The organism is Jannaschia marina (genome assembly GCF_013404595.1).
In the GTDB taxonomy this organism is placed as follows: domain Bacteria; phylum Pseudomonadota; class Alphaproteobacteria; order Rhodobacterales; family Rhodobacteraceae; genus Jannaschia; species Jannaschia marina.
This window is the reverse complement of record NZ_JABVAX010000004.1, coordinates 19,904-43,932: the sequence shown is the minus strand read 5'-3', so window position 1 is coordinate 43,932 and position 24,029 is coordinate 19,904. Positions and strand designations below refer to the sequence as shown.

The window sequence follows — 24,029 nt, the reverse complement described above, 5'->3', positions numbered from 1 at the left end:
AAGATCATCGTTCATGGTAAATCATCAGGAAAAAACAGCGTTCATTTGGTCAATCGCAGACTTACTAAGGGGCGACTACAAGCAGTCTGAGTATGGCCGTGTGGTCCTACCTTTCACCGTTCTCCGCCGTCTCGACTGCATCCAATCGACTACGAAAGACCAAGTGCTGGCACGGGCGAAAGGGCTGCCTGAGACGGCTGACCCAGAGATGCGCGAACAGGCTCTCAAATCTGCCTCTGGTCATGGGTTCTACAACACATCCCCTTTTGACTTCCCAAAGCTCCTCCAGGACGCAGATGACCTCGCGGACAACCTAAAGGCATACGTGAACGCATTCTCATCCGACATTCGTGAAACAGTCGGTGTCCACTTCAAATTCTTCGACCAGGTGCAACGCCTGGAAGATGCTGACCTTTTGTTCCGCGTTGTGGAACGGTTCGCCAACATCGATCTATCGCCTGATCGCGTCAGCAACATGCAGATGGGCTACGTGTTCGAGGAACTGATCCGGCGGTTCTCTGAACAGTCGAACGAGACGGCAGGTGAACACTTCACACCCCGCGAGGTCATTCGCCTGATGGTGGACCTGCTGTTCACCGAAGATGGGGATGCCCTGACCCAACCTGGGGTCATCAAGACACTATACGATCCGGCCTGCGGCACCGGAGGTATGCTGTCGGTCGCCGAGGACTATCTGCGCGACATGGCCCCAGACGCGAAACTCATCGTCTTTGGTCAGGAACTCAACGGTGAGTCCTACGCGACGTGCAAATCCGACATGCTGATTAAAGGGCAGCGGGCTGAGAACATCGCGCAGGGCAACACCTTCACCACGGATGCACATGCAGGTCGCACCTTCGACTACATGCTGTCCAATCCGCCATTCGGTGTAGAGTGGAAGAAGGTTGAGAAGTCCATTCGTGAAGAAGCAGATCGCGGCTTCTCTGGTCGCTTCGGGGCAGGGCTGCCCAGGGTCAGCGACGGGTCGCTTCTGTTCCTCCAGCACATGATCGACAAGTTCCACGATGATGCGCCATCGAAGCTGGCCATTGTGCTCAATGGGTCTCCGCTGTTCACAGGGGGTGCAGGGTCTGGCGAGTCTGAAATCCGGCGGTGGGTGATCGAGCAGGACTGGTTGGAAGCCATCGTCGCGATGCCGGACAACCTGTTCTACAACACAGGTATCTCGACCTATGTCTGGATCGTCACCAACCGGAAACCCGCCCGCCGCAAGGGCAAGGTTCAACTGATTGACGGTTCGGCGATGTGGACCAAGATGCGTCGGTCCCTCGGGGAGAAGCGCAAAGAGATCGCCGAGGCGGACATCCACCGCATTGCCCGCCTGTTCGGCGAGTTCCAGATGGATGGCTACAGCGATGACGATATCTCGAAGACCTTTGACAACACAGACTTCGGCTACCACCGGATCACCGTAGAGCGCCCCCTGCGGCTCAACTTCGCTGTTTCCCCTGATCGTATCGCTCAGGTCGAAGCTACCAAGCCATTCCAGAACCTCGCCACGTCCAAGAAAAAGGGCGCAGCGAAGGAGCAGGAGATCGCGGACGGAGAGCGCCTCCAGGCTGATATCCTGTCCACCTTGCGGGGGATGGAGGGTGATGCGGTCTGGACCAACAGAGAGGCGTTCTCAGCCCACCTGAAGGCCGCCTTCAAGGCCACAGGGGTCAGTCTGCCCGCCGCCACGTTCAAGGCTGTTCTAATGGGCCTGAGTGAGCGGGACCCAGAAGCCGACATCTGCCGCGACCGGAAGGGCAACGCAGAGCCAGATGCCGATCTGCGGGACAACGAGAACGTGCCGTTGAAGGAGAACATCTCGGACTACTTCGAACGTGAAGTGCTGCCCCACGTGCCGGACGCCTGGATCGATCACTCAAAGACCAAGGTCGGCTACGAAATCCCGTTCAACCGCCACTTCTATCGGTATGAACCGCCTCGACCTCTGGAAAAGATCGACGCAGATTTGCAGGTGCTGGGTCGGGAGATTCAGGCGCTTCTGGGCGAGGTGCTATCGTGAACCTAACAGGGTCGTATCCTTCGTCGAAGTGCAAGCGTCACCTCGACATCGTGCTTGGCAAGATGCTGCAACCTGAGATGAGGTCCGACCAAGACGTCAAACTCTCCTATCTCCGTGCAGCTAACGTAACTAAGTCAGGGGTCTCCCTAGAGGACGTTAACGAGATGTGGTTCTCGCCGACGGAAAGAGCAAAGTTCCTTCTGGCACCAAACGACCTTCTCGTCCTTGAAGGCGGCGACGTAGGGAGATGCGGGTTCGTCCCAAACCTCCCTACGAGCACTGACGTGGGGTTTCAGAACTCGCTTCACCGAGTCCGGTCAACAAACATGGGCACCATTCTGTTTGCCCGTTGGTGGTTGGAGCATCTGAAAAGCAGCGGTTACTTTGAGTTGGTATGTTCAAAATCTACGTTGGCGCACTTTACGTGGGAGAAGTTCCAAGAAACCCCTTTCCCGATGGTGCCGTTGCACGATCAGCAGATCATCGCGGCCTATCTGGACCAGGAGACGGGTCGGATTGATGCTTTGGTGGAGCGGCTGGTGCGGCTCATCGCGCTTTTGACCGAGAAGCGTCAGGCCGTCATCTCCCACGCCGTCACCAAGGGCCTCAACCCAGACGCCCCGATGAAAGACAGCGGCATCGATTGGCTCGGCGAGGTTCCTGCGGACTGGCAGGTAGTTCCATTCACATGGATGTTCACTGAAAGCAAACAACGTGCCCTACCTGGGGACGTGATGCTGTCAGCCACGCAGAAGTATGGCGTGATCCCGCTAGACCAGTTCGAAGAACTTGAAGGCCGAAGTGTCACCAAGGCGTTCTCACATCTAGAGAAGAGAAAGCACGTTGAGATTGACGATTTTGTTATCAGTATGAGAAGCGCGGATGGTGGCCTGGAACGGGCTCGATCCAACGGCAGTGTTCGGTCTTCATACACAGTTCTGAAACGGGCATCAGATGCTGACGTTGAATACTTCGGCTATCTGCTGAAATCGGACCAGTTCATTCAAGCATTGAGATCATCGGTCAACTTCCTGAGAGACGGACAAGACTTCAACTTTGGTCATGTAAGGACCATCCGACTCCCCAAACCTACACCGTCGCATCAGGCCAAGATCGCAAGGTATCTGGATAAAGAATTGGGCAAGATCGACGGGCTTGTTCAAAATAGTCGAGCATTGGTTGCACAACTCAAAGAACGCCGCTCCGCCCTGATCTCCGCCGCCGTCACAGGCCAAATCTCCATCGCCGAGATGACACCCGACACACAGCCGGAGGACGCGGCATGAACATCCACACCGAACGCACCTTCCAGGACATCATCAAGGCCAACCTCTGCGCTCGGGGTGGCTACAGCGAAGGCGACCGCACCACCTTCGACGCCGAGCGCGGTCTCTTCCCGCCGTCGATCTTCCGGTTCATCCAGACCACCCAGCCTGATACCTGGGACGCCTTGCAACGTGCCTATGGCCCCAAGGTCGAGGCCCGTGTCCTTGAACGGATCATGGAGACGAAGGCCAAGGACGGGACGCTGCACCTGCTCCGCCAGGGTTTCCGCGATATCACCGTGGGCCAAGTGAAGCTGGCCTATTTCCGACCCAACACGGGCCTGAACCCCGACACAGCCGCCCGCTATGCTGCCAACATCCTCGAAGTGACGGATGAGGTGCACCACTCTACGACTAAACCTGCCGACCGTCTCGACGTAGTGCTGTCGCTGAACGGTATCCCTGTCGCCACAGCAGAGTTGAAGAACAGTTTCACTGGGCAGACCGTTGAGAACGCGGTGAAGCAATACAAGTTCGACCGATCCCCGAAAGATGCGGTGCTGGCCTTCAAGTCCGGTGCCCTGGTCCATTTCGCCGTCGATGGGTCCGAGGTCTACATGGCCACCAAGCTGGCGGGAAAAGCCACCTACTTTCTGCCCTTCAACCGTGGTCGCGATGGTGGGGCAGGCAACCTTGATCACCCCTCCGGTCACCGCACGGCCTATCTGTGGGAGGATGTCTGGACCAAGGATCGGTGGCTCGACATCATCCAACGGTTTATGTTCCTCGACCGGAAGGAGGAGAAGGACGCCAAGGGCAAGTTGAAGATCAAAGAGACGATGATCTTCCCCCGTTACCACCAGCTTGATGCGGTGACGGCGCTGATTGCCGACGCACGGACGCAGGGAGCGGGCCAGAACTACCTCATCCAGCATTCGGCAGGGTCGGGTAAGTCGAACTCCATCGCGTGGCTGTCGCACCGCCTGGCGGGCCTGCACGACGATCAGGACAAGCGGGTGTTCGACAGTGTGATTGTCATCACCGACCGCCGTGTGCTGGACGCCCAGTTGCAGGAGACGGTCTTCGGGATCGACCACAAGTCGGGCCTGGTGGAACGGATTGATCCGTCCAAGGGCTCCAAGTCGCCGCAGCTTGCCAAAGCTCTCAACGAAGGTAAGCAAATCATCGTTTGCACCCTTCAGAGCTTTTCTGCCGTGTATGGCAGTGACGCCCATGATGTTCTGGATCAGTCCGGCAAACGCTTTGCGGTGATCGTGGACGAGGCCCATGGCAGCCAACACGGCACCGCAGCCGAGGATGTGCGCAAGGTGCTGGGTTCTGAAGGCAAGGAAGCCGTGCAAGTTGCGGATGGCGATGTGGACCCGTTGATCGTCAACGCGATCCGCCAAAAAGGAAAGCAACCGAACCTGAGCTTCTTCGCCTTCACGGCAACACCAAAAAAGCGGACTGTCGAGACATTCGGTCATTTCCTAGCTGGGTCGAACGAACCCACGCCGTTCCACATCTATTCGATGCGACAGGCCATCGAAGAAGGTTTCATTCATGATGTCTTGAAGGGATACACGACCTACAAGGCTTTCTATCGTCTTGAAAAGACTATCGAAGACGACCCAGAACTGGAGAAGAAGAAAGCCCAGAAGGCCATCGCACGGTTCATGTCGCTGCACCCGCACAACCTCGCACAAAAGACTGAGGTCATGGTTGAGCACTACCGCACGCATGTGCGGCATAGACTGGGCGGCAAGGCCAAGGCGATGGTCGTGACATCGAGCCGACTTCACGCCGTTCGCTACCATCAGGCGTTCAAGAAATACATCGAAGGCAAAGGGTATGACCTTGGTGTGTTGGTCGCCTTCTCAGGATCGGTGCCTGATCCCGAAATTACTGGCGAAGAATATACTGAACCTGGCATGAATGGCTTCAAGGAGACTGAATTGCCAGAGAAGTTCGGTAAGGACGATCAGCACTTCCTAATCGTAGCCGAGAAATACCAGACAGGCTTCGATCAGCCGCTGTTGCATACGATGTATGTGGACAAGAGATTGCAGGATTTAGCGGCGGTGCAAACACTGTCACGCCTTAACCGCACAACATCCGGCAAGGATGATACCTTCGTCCTCGACTTCGTGAATGAGGCCGATGAGATCAAAGAGGCATTCAAGCCATACTTCGAAACAGCAGAGATCGACGAACCGACCGATCCCAACATGATCTATCGGCTGCATTCTGATCTGGTTGCCACCCAAGTGTTCTGGGCACAGGAAGTCGATACGTTCGCCGCTGCCTTCTATGATCCAAAACGTAAGCCACAGGACCAGGGCAAGCTCTACGCGGCCACAGACCCCGCAGTGGGGCGTTTCAGTGACAAGCTCGATGAAGATGAGCAAGAGACTTTCAGGAAGACCCTGACGCAGTTCCTGAGGCTCTATGCGGCCATCACACAGATGGTGCGGATCGAAGATATCGACCTGGAGAAGCTCTACACATTCGGTCGTCTCCTACGGGCTCGTCTGCCGAAACGTGAAGGCGGTGGCACGTTGGCCATCGATGGTGACGTTGGACTGGAATACTATCGCCTAAAAAAAATCAGCGAGGGAGATGCTTCACTTGCTCAGGGTGAAGCGGTGCCATTGTCCGGGACCACAAGTGTCGGGACCAGCGCCGCAGGTGATCCAGATGTCGCGCATTTGTCAGAAATCCTGGGTCAAGTGAATGAACGCTTCAACTTCGACTTCACTGACGCAGATAAACTCGCCGTTGATCAGTGGGCCGCAGATATGATGGCTGATGCATCCGTCGTCGCTCAGGCACGAACCAACAGCTACGAAAACTTCACCATGGCAAATGCAGATGCGGTCATGGAAAAAGCGTTCGCCAGGAATGAAAGGAATCCTGAGGTTTTGGCTAAACTGCTCGGCAACGCCGAAGCCTGGTCAATGGTAAGGGATGCGGTGCTGAAAGCTGTATATGACAGTGCACAGCGACGGCATTGAAAACCATACAGTTCTTTTAGAACAAAGAAACACAGTGACTGACCAGAGGGTGAGGTTTGGTTGATCACGCTCCGCTCAGCACTATAGCGCAATCCACCTTCGAGCTTCGCTATGCAAAAAGTCTTTATCGACTGGCGGAAGCTCCATTTTACGTAATACTTTGCCCGCAAGGAGCTCCGGCATGATGTATGCTTCGCTGCCATACACCTGAATTGATACTCCTGACACATAATGTCCCATAATGATCTCTACGAACTTCTGATCTCCAGCACTTAGTGCCGCGACCCGGAACGTATGCCTCAAGCTATGCGTGACTAACGATTTCGTGTTTAATCCACTTTCCGGACGAGACCGTCCCAGAGCACGAAAACGATTGATAAAATCTCGCGACACGAGGTCACCAACCCCTTCACGTTTGTGGTGGGGAAGTTCAGGGAACAGGTGTTTATGACCCGACTTACGCACCGAAGCGACGTATTCTAGGAAGCCAACCTCTATGAGGTCTTGATGCAGGGGAACGGTTCGGTGAGAGGATTCCGTTTTCAGCTTCTTTGCAGCGATAGGGTCCTCATCATCGAGATTCTCTAGGTGCAAATGGGGAATTGGGTCAAGAATTACGTCGGAGACGTGCAGTTGGCTTATCTCCGTCAGGCGGGCACCCGTGTAGAAAAGAACAATCGGAATCCAGAACTTAGCAACTGTCGTTGGAGCCTTTATGTCGCTTGAGAATACAATTTTGATCTGATCATCGGTGAACCGTCGTCTTGGATTGTCTGCCTTCTTTGGTCTCTTCGAAAATCCATCAAATGGGTTCCGCCAATGAGGATCAGAAAGAATGCTAGTCTCTTTGTCCGCGTGGTTAAGAGCAGCCTTAACACCGAGAAAATTCTTATTAATAGCGTTCTGGCCAATGCGTTTCGTTTCCTTCCCCTCCGCCCATTGAACCTGCTGTTCGATTGGAAGACGCCTAATCTCGTTTGGTGGTCGTGCGGGCAAGTTTCGTAGCAAATCTCGATACTCCTTTACTCTCTCTCTGGTTATGTCGTTGATGTCCAGATCACCAAAAACCGAGATGAAGCGATCCACTGACAACTGATACTCGCTGATCGTTCCTGTATCGAGGTCGTGGTCCCCCGCTTTGAAGTCACCGAAAACAGATGAGAGCTTGCTGCGCTGATCAACCCTTCTTGGACGCTCTACTACTGGAAGATAGTTGCCGGAAAAGTCGAGGCCGCGTTCGGCTAGGATCGCTAACCACTCGTCAGAAATTTCCGGGTTGCCAACAAGATATTCGTCAAGGCATGCGTCAATTAGTTTATCCCAATCGGCAGTTCCTTTGTTGGGAGCTTTGTTATGCTCTTGAAGCCAACGCTCAACTGCGGATTGCAAGGCATCGCGTGAGGCGAAGACCGGATTCTTTTCTTCTTCACCCATGGGCTCTAAAGGCTGAAAAGCGTTCGGGAAGACAGTTGTCGCGATGTTGTCGCTATTGACCAACTGAAATTCCAGACCCCACTGCACCGCAAGGTTGTCGATTTCCTCGTCTGTGAATTGTCGATAGGTTCCGTTCCGGACCTGATCAATGATCTGATCCGTTTCCACCGCGTGTCTTCGACAAACGATTTCAGCTTCGGTTCTACTGTCCGTCTTGAGCGACCATCGCCAGTGATTGATGTTTAGGGTTGCGCGAATGTCGTTAGGCACACGTCTGGCGAATTGGTAGGTATTCCCGCGCTTAGCTAAGTATTTGACAGTCATGACTCACACTCTGACTCACAATTTGTAGCACAGTGCGACTCACAACGGTGGTCGCAAGCCCCTGTAAAACATGGGCTATATTGAAAACATTGACGGATTTTGGTCAAGAAGAATGATTGGAGGCGAGTACCGGAATCGAACCGGTGTACACGGATTTGCAATCCCTCGCAGCACACTGAAACCACGGGCGAAAATCGTAAACGCCCCCTGTTTGTTCACGACGAACAATCAAACACTTACGGGACCGATGTAAACGAAAACGCCGCCGGGACTGGCATCCCAAGCGGCGCTGAAAAAGACGTTGTGGAAGGCGTCAATTCTTCTGCGAGTGTTACCACGCTCTACCCAATTCTGCAACGGCACTGGGGGGCGCTGGTATGATCTGCATCCCCTTCAACATCTTCCCGGTGGGGCCTGACAAGGCCCCTCTCATCAAGGGCTGGCAGAAGGCCGCGACCCGTGATCCTGCGACCATCTCAGAGTGGCAGGCGCAAGGCGTCCGGGCATGGGGCATCCCGACCGGAGCGCGCAACGGCCTGTTCGTGATCGACCTGGACGTGGACAAGGACACGGGCGAGCGGATCGGGCGCGATAGCGTGCTGGCCATGCCGCGCTATGCGGACCTGTATGACCACGCCTTTGTCGCCACGCCCTCAGGTGGGCGGCACATCTACTGCCAGCACTTCGACGGGGCGCGCAACAGCACGTCCAAGATCGGCCCCAAGATCGACACGCGCGGGGAAGGCGGCTACGTGGTCGCCCCCGGCTCTCAGGTTGCGGGCGGCTTCTATGTCGGCAGCGTCCCCGAAGTCTTGCCCTCTGTCCCGATGGGCTTGCGGGCGATGCTGCTGCACACGCCGCCTTCGCCCCAGCGGACCTTTGACCGCCTGACCCCCACGGGCGAGGTGGAGGAACTGCTGGGGCACATTTCGCCGGACCTGTCCTATCAGGAATGGGTGTCTGTCCTGATGGCCCTGCACGACCGCTACGGCGGCTCTGAGGAAGGGCTGGCGCTTGCGGATCGGTGGAGCGCGGCGGGCAAGACCTACAAACAGGGCGAGGTTGCCGCCAAGTGGCGCAGCTTCAAGCGCAGCGGCGTATCCTGGGCGACCATCCCGGCGCTGGCCCGCCAGAACGGGGCTGACCTCTCTGACATCGCGCGGAGGTGGGCGGCATGACGATTATCAATCTGGATGAGCGCCGCCGGTCGCGCACAAACGAAATCGAGGGCCGCTTGATCCGGCTGACTGATATTCAGCCGGTCCTGCGCCTCAATCACATGGTCAAGGGCTGGCTGACGAAACGCGGCCTGTCCATGCTCTACGGCCCGTCCAACGCGGGCAAGACATTCGTGGCCTTGGACATCGCCATGCACATCGCAGCGGGAAAGCCGTGGCGCGGGTGCAAGGTCAACGGCGGGCCGGTCCTCTACATCGCGGCTGAGGGTGGGGCGGGTGTCAAAAACCGCCTTGCCGCCTTCAAGCGTGAGCGCCCCGATATGGCCGGTGCGCCATTCACCCTGTTGCCCGTGGGGCTGGACCTGCACGGCCAGGGGGACGCGGTGGCGGTGTGCGAGATCATGCCCGATGCTGACCCGGCGCTGGTGGTGGTGGACACGCTGGCCCGGTCTATGGGCGGCGGGGATGAGAATACGGCCAAGGATGCGGCTGCATTCGTCAAGAATTGCGATCTGATCCGCGAGGCCACGGGCGCGCATGTGCTGGTGGTCCACCACACTGGCAAGGATGAGGACCGGGGCGCACGGGGTTCCTCAGCCCTCAGGGCGGCGGTGGATACCGAAATCCATGTGTCCTCTGAGGGGGAGATTATCTGCAAGAAACAGCGTGACATGGCGATTGCTGACACGCTGCATTTCAGCCTGCGGTCTGTGATGCTTGGAATGGATGAGGATGGCGAGGCCGTCACATCCGCAGTGGTCGAGGTGGCGGAGCCGCCCAAGGCAAAGCGCAAGCCGCTATCCGGCACGAATGAGATCGCCATGCAGGCGCTTCATGATGCCCTGCGCGATCATGGCGAAGCGAAGATCGGCAACACATACCCGAGCAATCGGAAGGTGGTCCATGTGGATCACTGGCGCGAGGCATGTGGCGTCCACGGGCTGACGAAGGGCGACAGTGAGAGTGCGGCCCGCAAGGCGTTCATTCGCAATAAGAAGAAGCTCATGGAATTGGACGAGGTGCGTGAGTGGGGCGACCACGTTTGGAGGGTGCAGGATGATGACTGAGCACCGGGACAAACGTGACAACTGGGGACAGTCCGGGACATGTCCGGGCCAGTATTGCCGGGACGGACGGGACACACCTCTAGGAGGTGTCCCGGTTGTCCCGCTGGCGAGGGTCGCCGCTGATCTGGTCCCAATGCCCCTATTTCTGGGAGGGGGGTGCGTCGCGGGGCGGGGTCTTCCTTTCTCTCTCCCAAAAAAATCTGGGGAGGGTAGCTGATGGCTAGGGCATCGAAAGAGGCTGCGGCGGCTCTGCGCTTCCTGCCCCGACTGGTGGTCCCTGAGGGGCGGCTGGCCGGAAAGCGGGTGAAGCTGGCGACCTACCAGAAAGACTTTGTGCGGGGCGCGTTCGGCAAAGGTATCGAGGCCGGGGTGCTGTCCATCGGTCGCGGCAATGCCAAGACGGCGCTGTCGGCTGGCATCGCCCTGGGGCACTTGATGGGCGAAATCGCCCCCCAGCCGAAGCGCGAGATCATCTTTGCGGCCCGCAACCGGGACCAAGCCAAAACCGCGTTCGGGTTTCTTGTCGGGTTCATCGAAGGGCTGGACGAAGAACTGCGCGAGCAATTCACGATCCGGCGCGGGTCCAAGCTGGAAGTCGAGACAGGCGAGGCCGGTGGCGGTTTGGCGCGGGTCATCGCGGCGGACGGCAAGTCGATCCTGGGCGGCGCGCCGACGCTGGCAATCCTGGACGAACGGGCGGCGTGGGAACGCGACAAGGGCGACGCTCTGGAAAACGCCATCCTCTCCGGTCTGGGTAAACGCGACGGCCGGGCGCTGATTATCAGCACGTCCGCCCCGGATGATACCAACACGTTCAGTCGGTGGTTGGATGAACCGCCCCCCGGTTGCTACGTCCAAGAACATCGGCCCCACGCGGCCCTGCCCCCCGACGATCTGGAAAGCTTGCTGGTGGCGAATCCCGGCGCGTCCGAGGGCATTGGGCCGTCTGCGGAATGGCTGGTGGCGCAGGCGCGACGGGCAATTGCGCGGGGCGGCTCTGCCCTGTCGTCGTTCCGCAACCTCAATCGGAATGAGCGGGTCGCGGCGGATGATCGGTCGGTTCTGCTGACGGTGGACGAATGGCTGGCCTGTGAGGTGTCGCCGGTCGATCTGCCCCCGCGTTCCGGTCCTGTCGTCCTGGGCGTCGATCTGGGCGGGTCACGGTCTATGTCTGCGGCGGCGCTCTACTGGCCCGAGACGGGGCGGCTTGAATGTCTTGGCGCGTTTCCCTGCGCCCCAAACCTTGCGGATCGTGGGCAATCTGACGGCGTATCGGCGCGCTATGTCGAAATGCGCGACCGGGGCGAGCTGGTAACGATGGGCGACACAACGGTGCCGGTCGGTCGGTTCTTGGCGAGCGTGGTGGAGTGTCTGGAAGGGCAAGCACCGGCGGCAATCGTGGGCGACCGTTTCCGTCACGCGGAGTTTGTCGAAGCCCTGCGGGACGCGGGGCTGGACCGGGTCCCGTTCATCTGGCGCGGGTTCGGATGGAAAGATGGGTCGGAGGACTGCGAACGTCTGCGCCGCGCGGTTTTCGAGGGGCAGGTGAAGACAACTCCTTCGCTGCTGCTGCGCTCCGCGTTTGGCGATGCGATCACGCTGGTGGACCCGGCGGGCAATCACAAGCTGGCGGCAGGCCGCTCCACCGGGCGGATCGACCCTGTTGCCGCGACTGTCGTGGCCGTCGCTCAAGGCGTTCGGATGACCCGCGCACCGGCAAAGGCTGCGGGGCGTGTCGCATGGGGCTGATGAAGGAATACAAGCGGCACTCCGCCCGCGTCACCCGCACCAAACGCTGGAAGGCTCTGCGGCAGGAAGCCCTGCGCCGGGACGGCTGGTGTTGCGTTCGGTGCCCCGAACGGCGGCGGCTGGAAGTGGATCACATTTTGCCCGTCAAGACGCACCCCGAATTGGCGTTCGACCTGTCCAATCTCCAATGCCTCTGTGGCCCCTGCCATTCGCGCAAGACGCGGATCGAGGTGGGCCTGGGGAAACCGAACCCCGCCCGCGAGGCGTGGAAAACGCTGGTGCGCGAGACGCACCGTAACCCCGAAGCATGAAAGGAAATACCATGCTCGAATCAATGAAAATCACCCGGCGTCAGTCGGAAATCCGGCAATCCCTTGCGGAACTGGCAAACAAGCCCGAGCCGACCGACGACGAGGTGCGCTCGATGGACGCTCTCGACAAGGAATACCGGAACAACGAAACCCGGTTCCGGGCCGCGCTGGTGTCCGAGGACGACGAGCGCCGAGAAGCCGGTGAAGAACTGGAAACCCGTTCCAGCACCGAATGGGCTGAAATGGCGGCGCAATTCGAGATGCGTCAGGTTGCACTGGCGCTGGACGAAGGCCGGGCGCTGGACGGCGCAACTGCCGAGATGGTGCAAGAGCTGCGCCATGCCGGTGGATACCAGGGCATTCCGGTTCCGTTGGACGCGCTGGAAACCCGCGCGGGTGAGACATTGGCGGGCGGTGTGCCAGACCCGATCCGAACTGCGCCGATCATCGACCGCATCTTCTCCAAATCGGCCGCAACCCGCATGGGGTGCCGGATGATCAACGTGGGCGTCGGTGAGGTCGAATACCCCGTCGCGACGGGTGGTGCTGTGCCGGGGTGGGCCGGGTCTGAGACCGGCGACGTGCCGGGGCCTCAGGCGTTTACGACGACCGACCGTCCGATGAAGCCGGATCAAACCCTGGGCGTCCAGATGAAGGTCACGCGCAAGGCGCTGAAACAGGCCGGGGCCGGTCTGGAACAAGCGATCCGGCGCGACATGTCGGCGGCGATCCAGCAAGAGACAGGTCGAGCGATTTTCTTGGGGTCCGGGTCGGGCGGCGAGCCGCTGGGCGTCATCCCCGGTGCTAGCACCTACGGCATCACGGAAACCCCAATCGACGCGGCGGCGACCTATGCGGCGTTCCGCGCGGCTGCTGTGCGTTTCATGTCGGCAAATGCGGCGGACGGGCTGTCAGGCGTGAACCTGATGCTCCGGCCTGAGGTCTTCGACAGCATGGACGACACCTTGCTGACGGGCACGGCAGTGTCGGAGTGGGACCGGCTGGTTGCCAAGATGGGGAACACCGTCCTGACGACGAACGGCTTGTCGGCCCCGGTTGGTGATCCTCTGGAATCTCTAGCGCTGCTGACGACTTCGACCGATGGTGTTTCCCCGATCTTCTGCGGGATGTGGGGCGCGGTGGACCTGATCCGCGATCCGTATTCCGATGCCAAGTCGGGGCAGTTGCGGATCACGGCGCTGACCACGATGGACGTGACCGTCGCGCGCGGCGTTCAACTCGAAATCCTGACGGGTCTGCGCTGATGCTCTGGGGCGGTCACGACGGCGGCCTTGAGCTGCGCAAGCGGGCATCCGGCGCGATGGCACTGGCGGGCCGCTTCCCCTATGGAAAACGGGCAGTCCTGTCCGATGGGGGGCGATCCGGTCGCCCCCGCAAGGAAGTCATCGCGCCGCGCGCGTTCGCGTATCGCGTTGACCGGCCAGAGGAGGACATTCACCTGCTGGTCGGCCATTCCTATGACCGCCCCTTGGCATCGAGGAAGGCGGGAACTCTCAAGATCGAGGACACCGACGACGCGCTGACGTTCGAGGCAACGATCACCCCAGAAATGCAAGACGTCTCCTATGTTCGCGACTTCCTCGCCGCGATGTCTGCCGGGTTGATCGTGGGCATATCGCCGGGGTTTCGCATCCCGCCGAAGCGCGCGGTCGCGGAGGCCGAGAAGGTCGAGGACGAAGGCCACGACCCGGAGAACGGGGCACATAACGCGGTGATCCGCACGGTGATGGCCGCGCTGCTCTACGAACTGAGTGTTGTGACCCGTCCGGCCTATGACGAGACCCAAATCGAAGCACGGTCCTGGGATACGCCCCCGGCGTTCGGGGTGCCGCTGCGCCACCAAGGGAGGGCCTACACATGGCGGTAATGCTGAAACAGGTCGAGACGGTTGGGGTGGCAGGGTATCCCCCCAAGGCGGACGGCCTCTCACCTAAAGCGGATGCGCTTGACCCTGGCGCAGTCTGGTCCCGGATCGAACAATGGGTCGCGTATCGCTGGACACCCCGCGAAGTCGTCTGGACGGTTGAGGGCGATGGCGATTGGACGCCACCGCTGGCACCGGTGATCGAGGCGGCAGCGGAGGTCTGGCGGGGCGGCGCGTTCGTTCCTGTGGCGTTGTCGGCCTCGCCCCTCGGCGGTTACATCCTACCCGATCACGGTCCTTATCGGATTACCGCGACGGTCGGGGCCGGCGAAGTGCCCGCCGCCGTTCAGGAAGCATATCGCCGGTTGGCCGAGTATTCGGCGGACGGGCAGACGTCGAACATGCTGACCGGACGGCCGGGCGCATCGTCACACACCGGCCAGATTGGCGGCGATCTGTCAGAGTCCATCGAACGAAACCCGGCGTGGCTCGCCCGCGCCTTGGCGTGGTCTGGCGCTGCTGACCTGCTGCGCCCCTACAGGAGGGCCTAACCATGTGGCCATTCAAGAGACGGGCGGAAGACCCGAATATCGAAACCCGGTCCTCTGGGGCCGGCTTCACCGCCGAGATCATGGCGGCGCGGGAGTCCTACCTGTCTGGGCGCACGGGCATTGCCGAGCTGACGGCGACCGCACAATCCTGCGTTAGCCTCTGGGAAGGTGGGATCGGCATGGCGGACGTGACCGGAACCGACGTTCTGGATCGCGTATCGCTTGCGATGGCAGGCCGGTCACTGGCACTGCGAGGTGAAGCGCTATTCCTGATCGGCGACGAACGCCTGACGCCGGCCACCGACTGGGACGTGCGCACCCGCGACGGCCGCCCGACTGCCTATCGCCTATCGGTGTCTGAGGCGGGCGGAGGACGGACCCGCACGGCACTTGCCGGGGAAGTCCTTCACGTCAGGATCGGTGCTGACCCTGCTGCACCCTGGCTTGGAACCGCGCCTCTGCGTCGTGCATCCCTGACGGCCGGGCTGTTGAATGCGGTCGAAACCGCGCTGTCGGAAGTCTTTGACACGGCCCCTCTGGGGTCGGCGGTCCTACCATTTCCTGAGGCTCCTGAGACGGACCTTACGACGATTGCACGGGGGTTCCGTGCGATGCGCGGGAAGGTTCTGGTGCGTGAGTCGGTGAACGTTACCGCCGCTGGTGGGCCGTCGCCAGTGCAGGATTGGAAGCCTCACGACCTGACGCCCGATCTGTCCAAGGCCATGACGCGGGAGACTCTGGCATCGGCGCAAGCTGGGATCTGCATGGCGTTCGGCGTTCTGCCCGGTCTGGCGAATCCCGCGACCACGGGACCGATGGTGCGGGAGGCGCAGCGACACCTGGCGCAATGGGCATTGCAACCTGTCGTGGAGCTGATGGCGCAGGAGGCATCCGACAAGCTGGGCCAGACGGTGACGATGGACGTGATGCGCCCCCTGCAAGCCTTCGATGCTGGTGGACGGGCAAGGGCGATGACGGCAGTGGTCGCGGCATTGGCGGCGGCGAAAGAAGCGGGCGTTGATCCGGACATGGCGCTTAAGCTGGTGGATTGGGAGGAATGACAGTCCCGGTAGCGATTCTTGAAATCATCAAGACAGATGAGGACGCGGACGACGGTGCGCGCATTCTGGCCCGGTTCACATGCCAAGTTGGACCGGTGCGCGTCTACAGCTGTGAACTGAGATCAACCCCAAAAGGGCGCGTCGTGAAGATGCCGCCACCCGTCACGATCAACAACTTGGCTTACCGGGCAGTGCGGTCTGCAATACGTGAAGCATATCGAGGTCAAGAGATGACATCCCCGTAAGGGGGCTTCCATCGCATAGGCTTTTAGGGCATCGTCTCCGTGGGCGTAGCAACCCGGACCAGTGATATACCGCACAACCTTTGGCAAGGTTTCCACGTTGGCGCGTGGAACGGCAGAACTAGTGAACGCTTGGCGGCGATCACTCACCCGACCAACGTAGGCCGGGGTGGTGGCGTCATACAAGACCTTCACGGGAAAATCGTCACGCTTGTCTCACTGGCAAGTTGCTAACACCCCGGCACCCGGACGCACCGGGCAACGACCTTAGAAAGCCGAAACCAGTGAGAAACGAAATGACAAATCCCAAACCTACACACGTTGAAACACCCAGCCTCAGCTACACGTTTTACAACGAGAATGACGCGGACATGACCACGCCTGAGGGGCGCTTGGCATGGTTCTGCGCAAACTTTGAACTGACGCCCCCGCCGCTGGCATATGACAAAGACGAGCCCGACGCGCTGCTGTTGACCGATGAACTAATCGGGTTCTGCGGACGCGAGGGCCTGAACCTTGATTGGTTCTTTTCCGGCCACGTTCGCGGGCCTCTGGCCGTCTACCGCGAAAAGCATCGGATCACGCCTGAGATGGACGAGTGGTCCGAACTGCTGGGCAAATTTGACGACCACGAAAAGACCCTGCTGACGGCTGGCCTGAAGCTGGTGACACAAACTGGCGCAGACATTGATGACGTGATGCAGGGCGTCACGGTTGAGATTGAGGCATACCGGGCGACCCAATCGGCCTGAGACTTTTCATCGGAACCGAGAACCAATGGGGTTGCATGACTCTCCCCATTGGTATAGGTTTCCAATGAAAGCAGGCGAGACCCCATCATGCCCACACCCGGCCAACTCACGAAGAAAGTAGCTGCGACCCTCGGGGTTGATGAAACCACTGCGGCAACTGCGTGGCGCGTTCTGCGTGAGGCTGGGGAAGTGACCAAAGGCGGGCGGGGCCGTAGCGCGGCGCAGGTGACGGCCCGCGACGCGGCCAAGCTGATCTTTGCAATCTGCGGATCGAACACGATCAAAGACGCCGGGGAGTTTATCGCCAGGGCGGACACGTCGCGGGGTCACGGGCACCGCGTTGCTGACTGGGCACCCACTGGGGAAGGCAAAATTGGATCGGGCAAAAACCCACTGTCGCCCGCTTGGGAATTGCAGCGCCTGAACATCACGACCGTCACCGACCTCCCCACGGCCCATTCTGCCATCGACGTGTTAGAGGGCCTTTTCCTTTGGATGGGTAGCGCCCGCTACAACATTGACCCACCTGAGGATAAGCCCGAGCCGCCCAAATTGATGGTGAAGCACTTCACTATCGCTGTCAGCTTTGAAAGCCCCGCCGAAATCACCCGGTTCCAATTCTCGGTTATCGACGCCGACGACCAAGAGTATTTCGAGGAACAATTCTACGCCCCTTCCGGGGGCTACCATTACGATGGCCGCAACCTGACAGACTATGCGATTGACCGGATCGAGGCGGACGGCCACCCGGTGCGGCGCGGTGACATGGAAACCGAACGCCGGTTCTCCATTCACACGCTGGGCGAGGTGGGCCGTTTCCTTGCGGGGGTCACCGACTGATGCCGCGTCCTAGCGTTCCTCTCCCCAAAGACGTGATTGCGATTGCCAAGGGCCTCAAGGCTGAGGGCATCACCTCGGGCACAATCAAGTGCGCCGATGGCACCGAGATTCAGTGGGGCCAGGGCGGGCCTGACGATCCGACCATGACCGAACTGGACAGGTGGAAGGCGAAACGCAATGCAGCTTCCTAAGGGTGTCCATCGGGTCCGGCGCAAGCTGGCCAGCGGCAAGAGCCGGTTTCACTTCTACGCATGGCGCGGGCGCGGTGCCCCCAAGTTTTGGGAGGACGACAAGCGCAACCCGACCGACCCGGACTTTTTCATTGCTTTCGCTGAGTGTGTGGAGCGTCCAGCCCCGGCCATGTTTATGATCCCCAAGCTGGTAGACGAATTTCTGGACAGTGCCGCCATGCCCAAGGTCGAGCGGTCCAAGGCTGACCTGCGCAAGTGGGCGCTGCGCTTCGCTAAGCATTTCCACGACGCCCCGGCGGTGATCTTCGAGGAACGCGGGTCACGGGGCGAGGTGAACGCATGGCGGGCGCAGTGGAAGCACTCGCCCAAGCAACACGATATGGCGGGCACCCATGCCGTCCGCGTCCTGAATTGGGCGGTGGAAGAGGGCAAGCTGTCTGAGCATCACTGCCACAGACTGCCCCGGCTCTATGAGGTGGACCGTTCGGAGATCGTCTGGACCCCAGCGGATCGTGAGGCAATCGACGCCAAGGCCCCGGAATGGGTGCGCCGCATTCTCTGCGTTGCGTGTGAAACCGGCCTGCGCCCTGGCGACCTGATTAGGCTGACCACCGGCGCGGTGGAGCAAACCCCGGCGGGGCGGCGTCTGAGGGTCCGCACGAATAAGCGGGGCCGTCTGGCGCATATCCCCATCACGCCCGAACTGGCCAAGATGATCGACACTACGCCGCGCGACCGCCTGTTGATCCTGACCAATGCCAGCGGGAATCAACTGACCGAACACCGGGCCTCTGAGGGCCTGCGCCAGTGGCGGGACAAAGCGGGCCTGAGCCGCGATCTGCGCTTGCAGGATTGCCGGGGCACCGCCGCGACACGGTTGCTCAATGCGGGCCTGAGCCTGTCTGAAATTGCCAATCACATGGGCTGGTCCATCCGCCATGCCGCCAACGTCATCGAGCATTACGCCCGCGTTTCACCGGGCGAAACGGATGCTGTGCTGGTCAAGCTGGCACAAGCAAAAGGGGGTGGACAGTGAACAAAACTGTAAACGCCCCTGTAAACCGCGCACTCCGCGCAATCTATGAGGTGAGCCAAGTGCTTGAAAATAAATGGAGGCGAGTACCGGAATCGAACCGGTGTACACGGATTTGCAATCCGCTGCGTCACCACTCCGCCAACTCGCCGCCGTGGTGAGGGTTGCTCTAGCGCCTCGGTTCGGGGGCCGCAAGCGCATCTTGGCCGGCCGGAGGGCCTTCGTCGTTGCGGCGATGCGCGAGACGTGCTTTCTGAAACCAGGCAGAAATAAACCGATGAGTTCAGACAATGACCGCGCCCGAGACGCTCCGCACGATCATGGTGGACACCCAGGTCCGCCCCTCCGATGTGACGAAGTTCCCGATCATAGCGGCGATGCTGGACGTCCCGCGCGAGGCCTTCGTGCCCGCCGCCGCGGCTTCCGTCGCCTATATGGACGCGCCGGTGACGCTGGCCCCGGGGCGCGAGATGATGGACGCGCGGACGCTGGCGAAGCTGCTCGACGCGCTCGACATCCAGCGTGAGGACCAGGTGCTCGTGATCGGCGGCGGGCTCGGCTATTCGACCGCGGTGCTTGCCCATATGGCCGACTCCGTCGTCATGGTCGAGGAGGACGCGGAGCTTGCCCGCGACGCAGAAGCCAACCTCGCCCAGACCGGGATCGACACGGTGGCCGTCCTCGAAAGCGCGCTCGCCGAGGGGGCGGCGAAGGCCGCGCCTTTCGACGTGATCGTGGTCGAAGGCGCGGTGGAGAAACTGCCCGACGCGCTTCTGGAGCAGCTGGGCGAAGGCGGGCGGATCGCCGCGATCTTCGCCGACGGCGCGAACGGCGAGGTCAGGGTCGGCCAACGGGTCGAGGGGCGCCTGGGCTGGCGGTTCGCCTTCAACGCGACCGGTCCCGTGCTGCCGGGGTTCGCCAAGGCCGAGGGGTTCGTGCTGTGAGCCGCCGGCGGTCGTGGCTGCGCGGCGGGGTCGCCGCGGGGGCCTTGTCGCTGCTCGGTGCCCTGCCCGCCTGGGCGGAGTCGCTCAGCGACGCACTCGTCCACGCCTATCGCAGCTCTCCGTCGCTCGAACAGCAGGAGTTGCTGCTGCGGGTCACCGACGAGGACGTCGCGGTCGCCGTCGCGGCCCTGCGCCCGACGCTGAACTTCCAGGCGAACTACACCAAGTCCGTGATCTTCGACCAGTTCAGCACCCGCACGACCACGACGACCGGCACGCTTTCCCTCATCCTCGACTATACGCTGGCCGACGGCGGTCAGCGGCACATGCGGCTGTCGGCGGCCAAGGAGGCCGTGCTGGCCGCGCGCTATCGCCTGATCCAGTTCGAGCAGGGCGTCCTCCTCGACGCCGTGAATGCCTATCTGAACCTGCGGCTGGCGGCGCGAACGGTGGACGTGCGCGAGAGCAACGTGCGCCTCATCAACCAGCAGCTCACGGCGGCGCGCGACCGGTTCGAGGTGGGCGAGGTCACGCGCACCGACGTCGCATTGGCCGAGTCCCGCCTGGCGGCGGCGCGGTCCGCACTGGCGGCGGCGCGCGGAGAGGTCGACGTTCAGTCCGAGGTCTACCGCCTCACGATCGGCCGCCTGCCGCAGGGCGGGCTGCAGGCCCCGCCCTCGCTGCCCGAACTGCCGCCGTCCGTCGATCGCGCGCAGCAGCTGGCATTGCAGATCCATCCGCTCATCTCCGCCGGACAGCACGACATCGCGTCGCTCACCCAGCTCGCCGACGCGGCCGCCGCCGACCGGCTGCCGAGCGTCGAACTTCGCGGCACGGCGCAGCGGACGCGGCCCGACAACGACACCCTCTCCCTCGGGGTCACCGGCAACATACCGATCTACACCGGCGGCCGCCTGCCGGCGCTGCAACGGCGTGCCATCGCCCAGGCCCAGGCCTCTCGCTCGGCCCTGGGGCAGACCAGCCGCGAGATCGTGGAGGGCGTCGGCCGGGCCTGGGCCGGGCTCGAGGTCGCGCGGGCCCAGATCACGGCTACGCGCCAGGGGGTGCGTTCGGCACAGCTGGCCTTCGAGGGCTTCCGCGAGGAGGCGCAGCTCGGAGCGCGGACGACGCTCGACGTGCTCGACGCCGAGCAGGAGCTGCTGCTGGCCCGCGTCGATCAGCTCCAGGCCGAGACCGACGCGCAGATCGCCGTCTACAGCGTGCTGGCCTCCATCGGGCTGCTGACGACGGACCACCTCGGCCTGACGGTCGAGCGGTACGATCCGACGGACTATTACAATGCCGTGTCGAACGCGCCCCGCACGCCGATCGAGACGCGCTCCGAGCGCGGCAACCGACTCGATTCCGTGTTGCAGCGGTTCGGTCGCAACTGAGCGCGGAAGTTAACGCTTTCGACGCTCCCCGCTGGACGGGCGGGGGGGCAGATGTGCTAGGCTGAGAACAAGGCGGCGCAAGATCGCCTTGACGCTAGGCAGAGATGGGGTCGGGCAATGGCACAACCACATGATATCGAGGACGTTCTGTCGTCCATCCGTCGGCTCGTGGCGAACGAGGCCGGGCCTGCGGCCGCCGCCAAGGCGGCCGACACGGCGAAAACCGAGGGGCCGACGCTCGTTCTCGACGACAGCCATCGGGTGACGGAGCCCGAGGATCCGTTCCAGATGATCCGGTCGCTCGCCCAGGACGAGCGGGATGGCCGGGACGCGGAACACGTCACGACCGCCCTGCCCGAAGAGATCGCGGCGATCACGACCGACCTTCGGGATACGAGTGCACCGGCAGAGGTCTGGGACAGCGGGGATCTTGCCCCGGACGTCCCGCTCCCGGTCGAGGCGGAGGAAGTGCCGGCGCACGGCGAAGCGGACATGTCCGCCACGGCGGAAGACGTCACAGCCCCCTTCCCGGCATCGGACTACGCCGAGGACACCGATTTCGAGGTCGCCGAAGCCTCCGAGGGACATGACGCTCCCGCGGCTCCGGTGTCGGACATGCCCGCAACTGAGGCCGGCGTTGCCGATCTCTCGGCCACGGTCGGGGACGACGAAGCCCTGCGCGACCTCATCGCCGAGATCGTGCGGCAGGAACTTGCGGGCGAACTTGGGGAACGGATCACGCGGAACGTGCGCAAGCTGGTGCGCCGGGAGATCCGGCAAATGCTCGCCTCCGAGGATTTCGACTGAACGTCGCCCCATAACTTACTGACAAAAAAGAAAAGAGCGCCCCGAGGGACGCCCTTTCTCTGCGATGGCCCGACGATCAGGCGGCTTCGGCAGCCTCGGCCAGTTCGGCGGCCTGGCGACGCTCGCTCTCTTCGCGCGACAGCGCGACGGAGGTGCGTACGCCCCGGCTCACGAATTCCATCAGACCCGCGACGACCCGCTCGTTCGGGTCGATCCCGGCGCAGGACAGCACCTCGCGCCCGTCGCGCGACCGTGCCCAGCGGGCGATCTGCTCGGGGCCGTTGCCGAATTTCTTGTCGTCGGAGATGGCATCGTCCAGCGCGGCGAGCACCACTGCGGCAAAGAGCTTGCGCGCGCGCTGCCCCTGCTCGAAGTTGAACGCCGTTGCATCGACGAAATCAGTCATTCCGCTCTCTCCACTCAATTGCTCTTGCACGTCCCCGGATGGGTCGACCTAACACGACAACGTGATTCGGGGTATGCGTTTTCGGAATACCCTTCCTGCAAAACGCGCATACCTTTACGTCAACTTTGCCAGATTTGGTCGCTCAAACCCGCAGCTAGCTACAACATATGGAGGGTGCCGCGCGCAGATCAAGGTTTCGTCAAGGTTTTGCCCCATTTCGCCGCAGGGCCGGCTCTTGCTCTCCCTCCCGATCTGCGGCAGCCGCGCTCGCTTGTCTGCCCCCGAGGCGCGCGATAAGGACGCGCGACAGACTTGTGAACCGAGAGCCAACGCCATGCCCAAGATCAACGGCAACGAAATCCGCCCCGGCAACGTGCTGGAGCATGACGGCCATCTCTGGAGCGCGGTGAAGGTCGACCACGTGAAGCCCGGCAAGGGTGGGGCCTTCGCCCAGGTGGAGCTGCGCAACCTGCGCAACGGCTCGAAGCTCAACGAGAGGTTCCGCAGCGCCGACAAGGTCGAGCGTGTTCGCCTGGAGCAGAAGGACCAGCAGTTCCTCTACGAGACCGACGGCCGCCTCGTCTTCATGGACACGACGACCTACGATCAGGTCGAGCTCGACGCCGAGATCCTGGGCGATCGCCGCCCCTTCCTGCAGGACGGGATGATGGTGCAGATCGAGTACTACGAGGACGAGGCGCTGAACGCGCAGCTGCCGCAGAAGGTAACCTGCAAGATCGTCGAGACCGAGCCGGTCGTGAAGGGCCAGACCGCCGCCAACAGCTTCAAGCCCGCTGTGCTCGACAACGGCGTGCGCGTGATGGTGCCACCCTTCGTCGGACAGGACGAGGATATCGTCGTGAACACCGAGACGATGGAATACGCCGAACGCGCGTGACCCGTCAGGCCGGGGCGCGCGCCGCCCCGACCATGCCCATCGCCATCCGCGCGTAGATCGCCTCGACCGCCGCCCGGTCAAGGCGTCCGCCATCGCGGTACCATGTGTTCACCCCGGTCAGCATGGCGATGAGGGCCATCCCGGCGAGCTTCACGTCCGCGACCTCCATCACCTCCGCGGCCGCGCCCGCGCGCAGGATCGCCTCGGGCACGGCCTCGTAGCGGCGGCGCAACGCCTCGATCTCAGCGAAGGCCGCGGGCTCGAGCGCACGCAACTCCATGTAGGCGATGAAGACGGCGTCGGGCCGGTCGAGGTGGAAACGGATGTGAAAGCGCGCGAAGGCATCGAGGCGCGCAAGCGCGTCCCCGCCCGGGTCCGCCGCCTGCCAGGCCGTCAGAAGGGCCTCGAGGTGCTCGCGCATCATGTCGCGCAGGAGCGTCTGCTTGTCGGGCGTGTAGTGATAGAGGGCCCCGGCCCCGATCCCGACCTCCGCCGCGATCTGGCGCATGGAGACGGCGGCGTAGCCGTGGCGCGCGAAGAGGCGCTCCGCCGCCGCGCGCACGCGCGGGCCGGTCACGCCGGCGTCTGATCCGCTGGGTCGGGCCATGCCTCCTTAAAACCGAACACCCGTTCAATTCCAAGTCTCTCCCG

The 24,029-nt window shown here is 61.6% G+C and carries 21 protein-coding genes and 1 tRNA gene; 18 read left to right on the top strand and 4 right to left on the bottom strand.

Annotation, left to right across the window (positions count from 1 at the left end; translation table 11 throughout):
- Positions 1–13: 13 nt before the first annotated feature.
- From HSX43_RS08890 to HSX43_RS08880, 3 genes are all read left to right on the top strand, one after another.
- On the top strand, positions 14–2,032 hold the full coding sequence (locus HSX43_RS08890) for a type I restriction-modification system subunit M (RefSeq protein ID WP_179379771.1): 2,019 nt from the start codon (positions 14–16) through the stop codon (positions 2,030–2,032).
- A 326-nt stretch (positions 2,033–2,358) separates the two neighbouring features.
- Positions 2,359–3,318, top strand: coding sequence for a restriction endonuclease subunit S (locus HSX43_RS08885; protein ID WP_179379770.1), 960 nt, complete (start codon positions 2,359–2,361; stop codon positions 3,316–3,318).
- Positions 3,315–6,311, top strand: coding sequence for a type I restriction endonuclease subunit R (locus HSX43_RS08880; protein ID WP_208454544.1), 2,997 nt, complete (start codon positions 3,315–3,317; stop codon positions 6,309–6,311). The genes HSX43_RS08885 and HSX43_RS08880 overlap by 4 nt, the downstream gene beginning before the upstream one ends.
- A gap of 81 nt (positions 6,312–6,392) precedes the next feature.
- Here the strand turns inward: HSX43_RS08880 and HSX43_RS08875 are convergent, their stop codons facing one another.
- Entirely contained in the window at positions 6,393–8,069 is a 1,677-nt protein-coding gene (locus tag HSX43_RS08875; RefSeq protein WP_179379769.1) for a DUF6538 domain-containing protein, read from the bottom strand.
- A gap of 377 nt (positions 8,070–8,446) precedes the next feature.
- Between HSX43_RS08875 and HSX43_RS08870 the strand changes: the two genes are divergently transcribed.
- From HSX43_RS08870 to HSX43_RS08820, 11 genes are all read left to right on the top strand, one after another.
- Positions 8,447–9,247, top strand: coding sequence for a bifunctional DNA primase/polymerase (locus HSX43_RS08870; RefSeq protein ID WP_179379768.1), 801 nt, complete (start codon positions 8,447–8,449; stop codon positions 9,245–9,247).
- On the top strand, positions 9,244–10,314 hold the full coding sequence (locus tag HSX43_RS08865; protein ID WP_179379767.1) for a helicase RepA family protein: 1,071 nt from the start codon (positions 9,244–9,246) through the stop codon (positions 10,312–10,314). The genes HSX43_RS08870 and HSX43_RS08865 overlap by 4 nt, the downstream gene beginning before the upstream one ends.
- 216 nt (positions 10,315–10,530) lie before the next feature.
- Entirely contained in the window at positions 10,531–12,063 is a 1,533-nt protein-coding gene (locus HSX43_RS08860; protein WP_179379766.1) for a terminase large subunit domain-containing protein, read from the top strand.
- A complete protein-coding gene (locus HSX43_RS08855; RefSeq protein WP_179379765.1) occupies positions 12,054–12,374 on the top strand; it encodes an HNH endonuclease in 321 nt (106 codons plus the stop codon). The genes HSX43_RS08860 and HSX43_RS08855 overlap by 10 nt, the downstream gene beginning before the upstream one ends.
- Positions 12,375–12,385: 11 nt before the next feature.
- Positions 12,386–13,639, top strand: coding sequence for a phage major capsid protein (locus tag HSX43_RS08850; RefSeq protein WP_179379764.1), 1,254 nt, complete (start codon positions 12,386–12,388; stop codon positions 13,637–13,639).
- On the top strand, positions 13,639–14,262 hold the full coding sequence (locus HSX43_RS08845) for an HK97 family phage prohead protease (RefSeq protein WP_179379763.1): 624 nt from the start codon (positions 13,639–13,641) through the stop codon (positions 14,260–14,262). The genes HSX43_RS08850 and HSX43_RS08845 overlap by 1 nt, the downstream gene beginning before the upstream one ends.
- Positions 14,253–14,810, top strand: a complete 558-nt coding sequence (locus tag HSX43_RS08840) for a hypothetical protein (RefSeq protein ID WP_179379762.1) — start codon at positions 14,253–14,255, stop codon at positions 14,808–14,810. Before HSX43_RS08845 ends, HSX43_RS08840 begins: the two co-directional genes overlap by 10 nt.
- Positions 14,811–14,812: 2 nt before the next feature.
- Entirely contained in the window at positions 14,813–15,871 is a 1,059-nt protein-coding gene (locus HSX43_RS08835; protein WP_179379761.1) for a phage portal protein, read from the top strand.
- 538 nt (positions 15,872–16,409) lie between these two features.
- Positions 16,410–16,865 (top strand): hypothetical protein, encoded by a 456-nt coding sequence (locus HSX43_RS08830; RefSeq protein WP_179379760.1) that lies wholly within the window; start codon positions 16,410–16,412, stop codon positions 16,863–16,865.
- Positions 16,866–16,952: 87 nt separating this feature from the next.
- A complete protein-coding gene (locus tag HSX43_RS08825) occupies positions 16,953–17,705 on the top strand; it encodes a hypothetical protein (protein WP_179379759.1) in 753 nt (250 codons plus the stop codon).
- 177 nt (positions 17,706–17,882) lie between these two features.
- Complete coding sequence (locus HSX43_RS08820; RefSeq protein ID WP_235962593.1) at positions 17,883–18,932, top strand: tyrosine-type recombinase/integrase; 1,050 nt, start codon at positions 17,883–17,885, stop codon at positions 18,930–18,932.
- A gap of 74 nt (positions 18,933–19,006) precedes the next feature.
- Here HSX43_RS08820 and HSX43_RS08815 read toward each other — a convergent pair.
- Positions 19,007–19,080: transfer RNA gene (locus tag HSX43_RS08815), tRNA-Cys, on the bottom strand.
- Between the two features lie 139 nt (positions 19,081–19,219).
- On the opposite strand from HSX43_RS08815, the gene HSX43_RS08810 reads away from it, so the two are divergent.
- The 3 genes from HSX43_RS08810 to HSX43_RS08800 all read left to right on the top strand — a co-directional run bounded on the left by HSX43_RS08810 (position 19,220) and on the right by HSX43_RS08800 (position 22,074).
- Positions 19,220–19,873, top strand: a complete 654-nt coding sequence (locus HSX43_RS08810; RefSeq protein ID WP_179379758.1) for a protein-L-isoaspartate O-methyltransferase family protein — start codon at positions 19,220–19,222, stop codon at positions 19,871–19,873.
- On the top strand, positions 19,870–21,267 hold the full coding sequence (locus HSX43_RS08805; RefSeq protein WP_328795224.1) for a TolC family outer membrane protein: 1,398 nt from the start codon (positions 19,870–19,872) through the stop codon (positions 21,265–21,267). Before HSX43_RS08810 ends, HSX43_RS08805 begins: the two co-directional genes overlap by 4 nt.
- 117 nt (positions 21,268–21,384) lie before the next feature.
- The gene (locus HSX43_RS08800; RefSeq protein ID WP_179379757.1) at positions 21,385–22,074 is read left to right on the top strand and encodes a hypothetical protein; all 690 of its coding nucleotides are present in this window, start codon (positions 21,385–21,387) and stop codon (positions 22,072–22,074) included.
- 76 nt (positions 22,075–22,150) lie between these two features.
- Here HSX43_RS08800 and HSX43_RS08795 read toward each other — a convergent pair whose 3' ends face one another.
- On the bottom strand, positions 22,151–22,480 hold the full coding sequence (locus tag HSX43_RS08795; protein WP_179379756.1) for a DUF6280 family protein: 330 nt from the start codon (positions 22,478–22,480) through the stop codon (positions 22,151–22,153).
- Between the two features lie 334 nt (positions 22,481–22,814).
- On the opposite strand from HSX43_RS08795, the gene efp reads away from it, so the two are divergent.
- Positions 22,815–23,378 (top strand): elongation factor P, encoded by a 564-nt coding sequence (gene efp / locus HSX43_RS08790; RefSeq protein WP_179379755.1) that lies wholly within the window; start codon positions 22,815–22,817, stop codon positions 23,376–23,378.
- Between the two features lie 4 nt (positions 23,379–23,382).
- On the opposite strand, the gene HSX43_RS08785 is transcribed toward efp, so the two are convergent.
- Positions 23,383–23,985 carry a TetR/AcrR family transcriptional regulator gene (locus tag HSX43_RS08785; RefSeq protein WP_179379754.1) on the bottom strand — a complete coding sequence of 201 codons (603 nt, stop codon included), beginning with the start codon at positions 23,983–23,985 and terminating at the stop codon, positions 23,383–23,385.
- Positions 23,986–24,029 lie beyond the last annotated feature (44 nt).

Excerpts from the sequence above, each read along its gene's own strand:
- HSX43_RS08890 (WP_179379771.1), top strand. The coding sequence starts at position 14 with ATGGTAAATCATCAGGAAAAAACAGCGTTCATTTGGTCAATCGCAGAC.
- HSX43_RS08885 (WP_179379770.1), top strand. The coding sequence starts at position 2,359 with ATGGGCACCATTCTGTTTGCCCGTTGGTGGTTGGAGCATCTGAAAAGC.
- HSX43_RS08880 (WP_208454544.1), top strand. The coding sequence starts at position 3,315 with ATGAACATCCACACCGAACGCACCTTCCAGGACATCATCAAGGCCAAC.
- HSX43_RS08875 (WP_179379769.1), bottom strand. The coding sequence starts at position 8,069 with ATGACTGTCAAATACTTAGCTAAGCGCGGGAATACCTACCAATTCGCC.
- HSX43_RS08870 (WP_179379768.1), top strand. The coding sequence starts at position 8,447 with ATGATCTGCATCCCCTTCAACATCTTCCCGGTGGGGCCTGACAAGGCC.
- HSX43_RS08865 (WP_179379767.1), top strand. The coding sequence starts at position 9,244 with ATGACGATTATCAATCTGGATGAGCGCCGCCGGTCGCGCACAAACGAA.
- HSX43_RS08860 (WP_179379766.1), top strand. The coding sequence starts at position 10,531 with ATGGCTAGGGCATCGAAAGAGGCTGCGGCGGCTCTGCGCTTCCTGCCC.
- HSX43_RS08855 (WP_179379765.1), top strand. The coding sequence starts at position 12,054 with ATGGGGCTGATGAAGGAATACAAGCGGCACTCCGCCCGCGTCACCCGC.
- HSX43_RS08850 (WP_179379764.1), top strand. The coding sequence starts at position 12,386 with ATGCTCGAATCAATGAAAATCACCCGGCGTCAGTCGGAAATCCGGCAA.
- HSX43_RS08845 (WP_179379763.1), top strand. The coding sequence starts at position 13,639 with ATGCTCTGGGGCGGTCACGACGGCGGCCTTGAGCTGCGCAAGCGGGCA.
- HSX43_RS08840 (WP_179379762.1), top strand. The coding sequence starts at position 14,253 with ATGGCGGTAATGCTGAAACAGGTCGAGACGGTTGGGGTGGCAGGGTAT.
- HSX43_RS08835 (WP_179379761.1), top strand. The coding sequence starts at position 14,813 with ATGTGGCCATTCAAGAGACGGGCGGAAGACCCGAATATCGAAACCCGG.
- HSX43_RS08830 (WP_179379760.1), top strand. The coding sequence starts at position 16,410 with ATGACAAATCCCAAACCTACACACGTTGAAACACCCAGCCTCAGCTAC.
- HSX43_RS08825 (WP_179379759.1), top strand. The coding sequence starts at position 16,953 with ATGCCCACACCCGGCCAACTCACGAAGAAAGTAGCTGCGACCCTCGGG.
- HSX43_RS08820 (WP_235962593.1), top strand. The coding sequence starts at position 17,883 with ATGCAGCTTCCTAAGGGTGTCCATCGGGTCCGGCGCAAGCTGGCCAGC.
- HSX43_RS08810 (WP_179379758.1), top strand. The coding sequence starts at position 19,220 with ATGACCGCGCCCGAGACGCTCCGCACGATCATGGTGGACACCCAGGTC.
- HSX43_RS08800 (WP_179379757.1), top strand. The coding sequence starts at position 21,385 with ATGGCACAACCACATGATATCGAGGACGTTCTGTCGTCCATCCGTCGG.
- HSX43_RS08795 (WP_179379756.1), bottom strand. The coding sequence starts at position 22,480 with ATGACTGATTTCGTCGATGCAACGGCGTTCAACTTCGAGCAGGGGCAG.
- efp (WP_179379755.1), top strand. The coding sequence starts at position 22,815 with ATGCCCAAGATCAACGGCAACGAAATCCGCCCCGGCAACGTGCTGGAG.
- HSX43_RS08785 (WP_179379754.1), bottom strand. The coding sequence starts at position 23,985 with ATGGCCCGACCCAGCGGATCAGACGCCGGCGTGACCGGCCCGCGCGTG.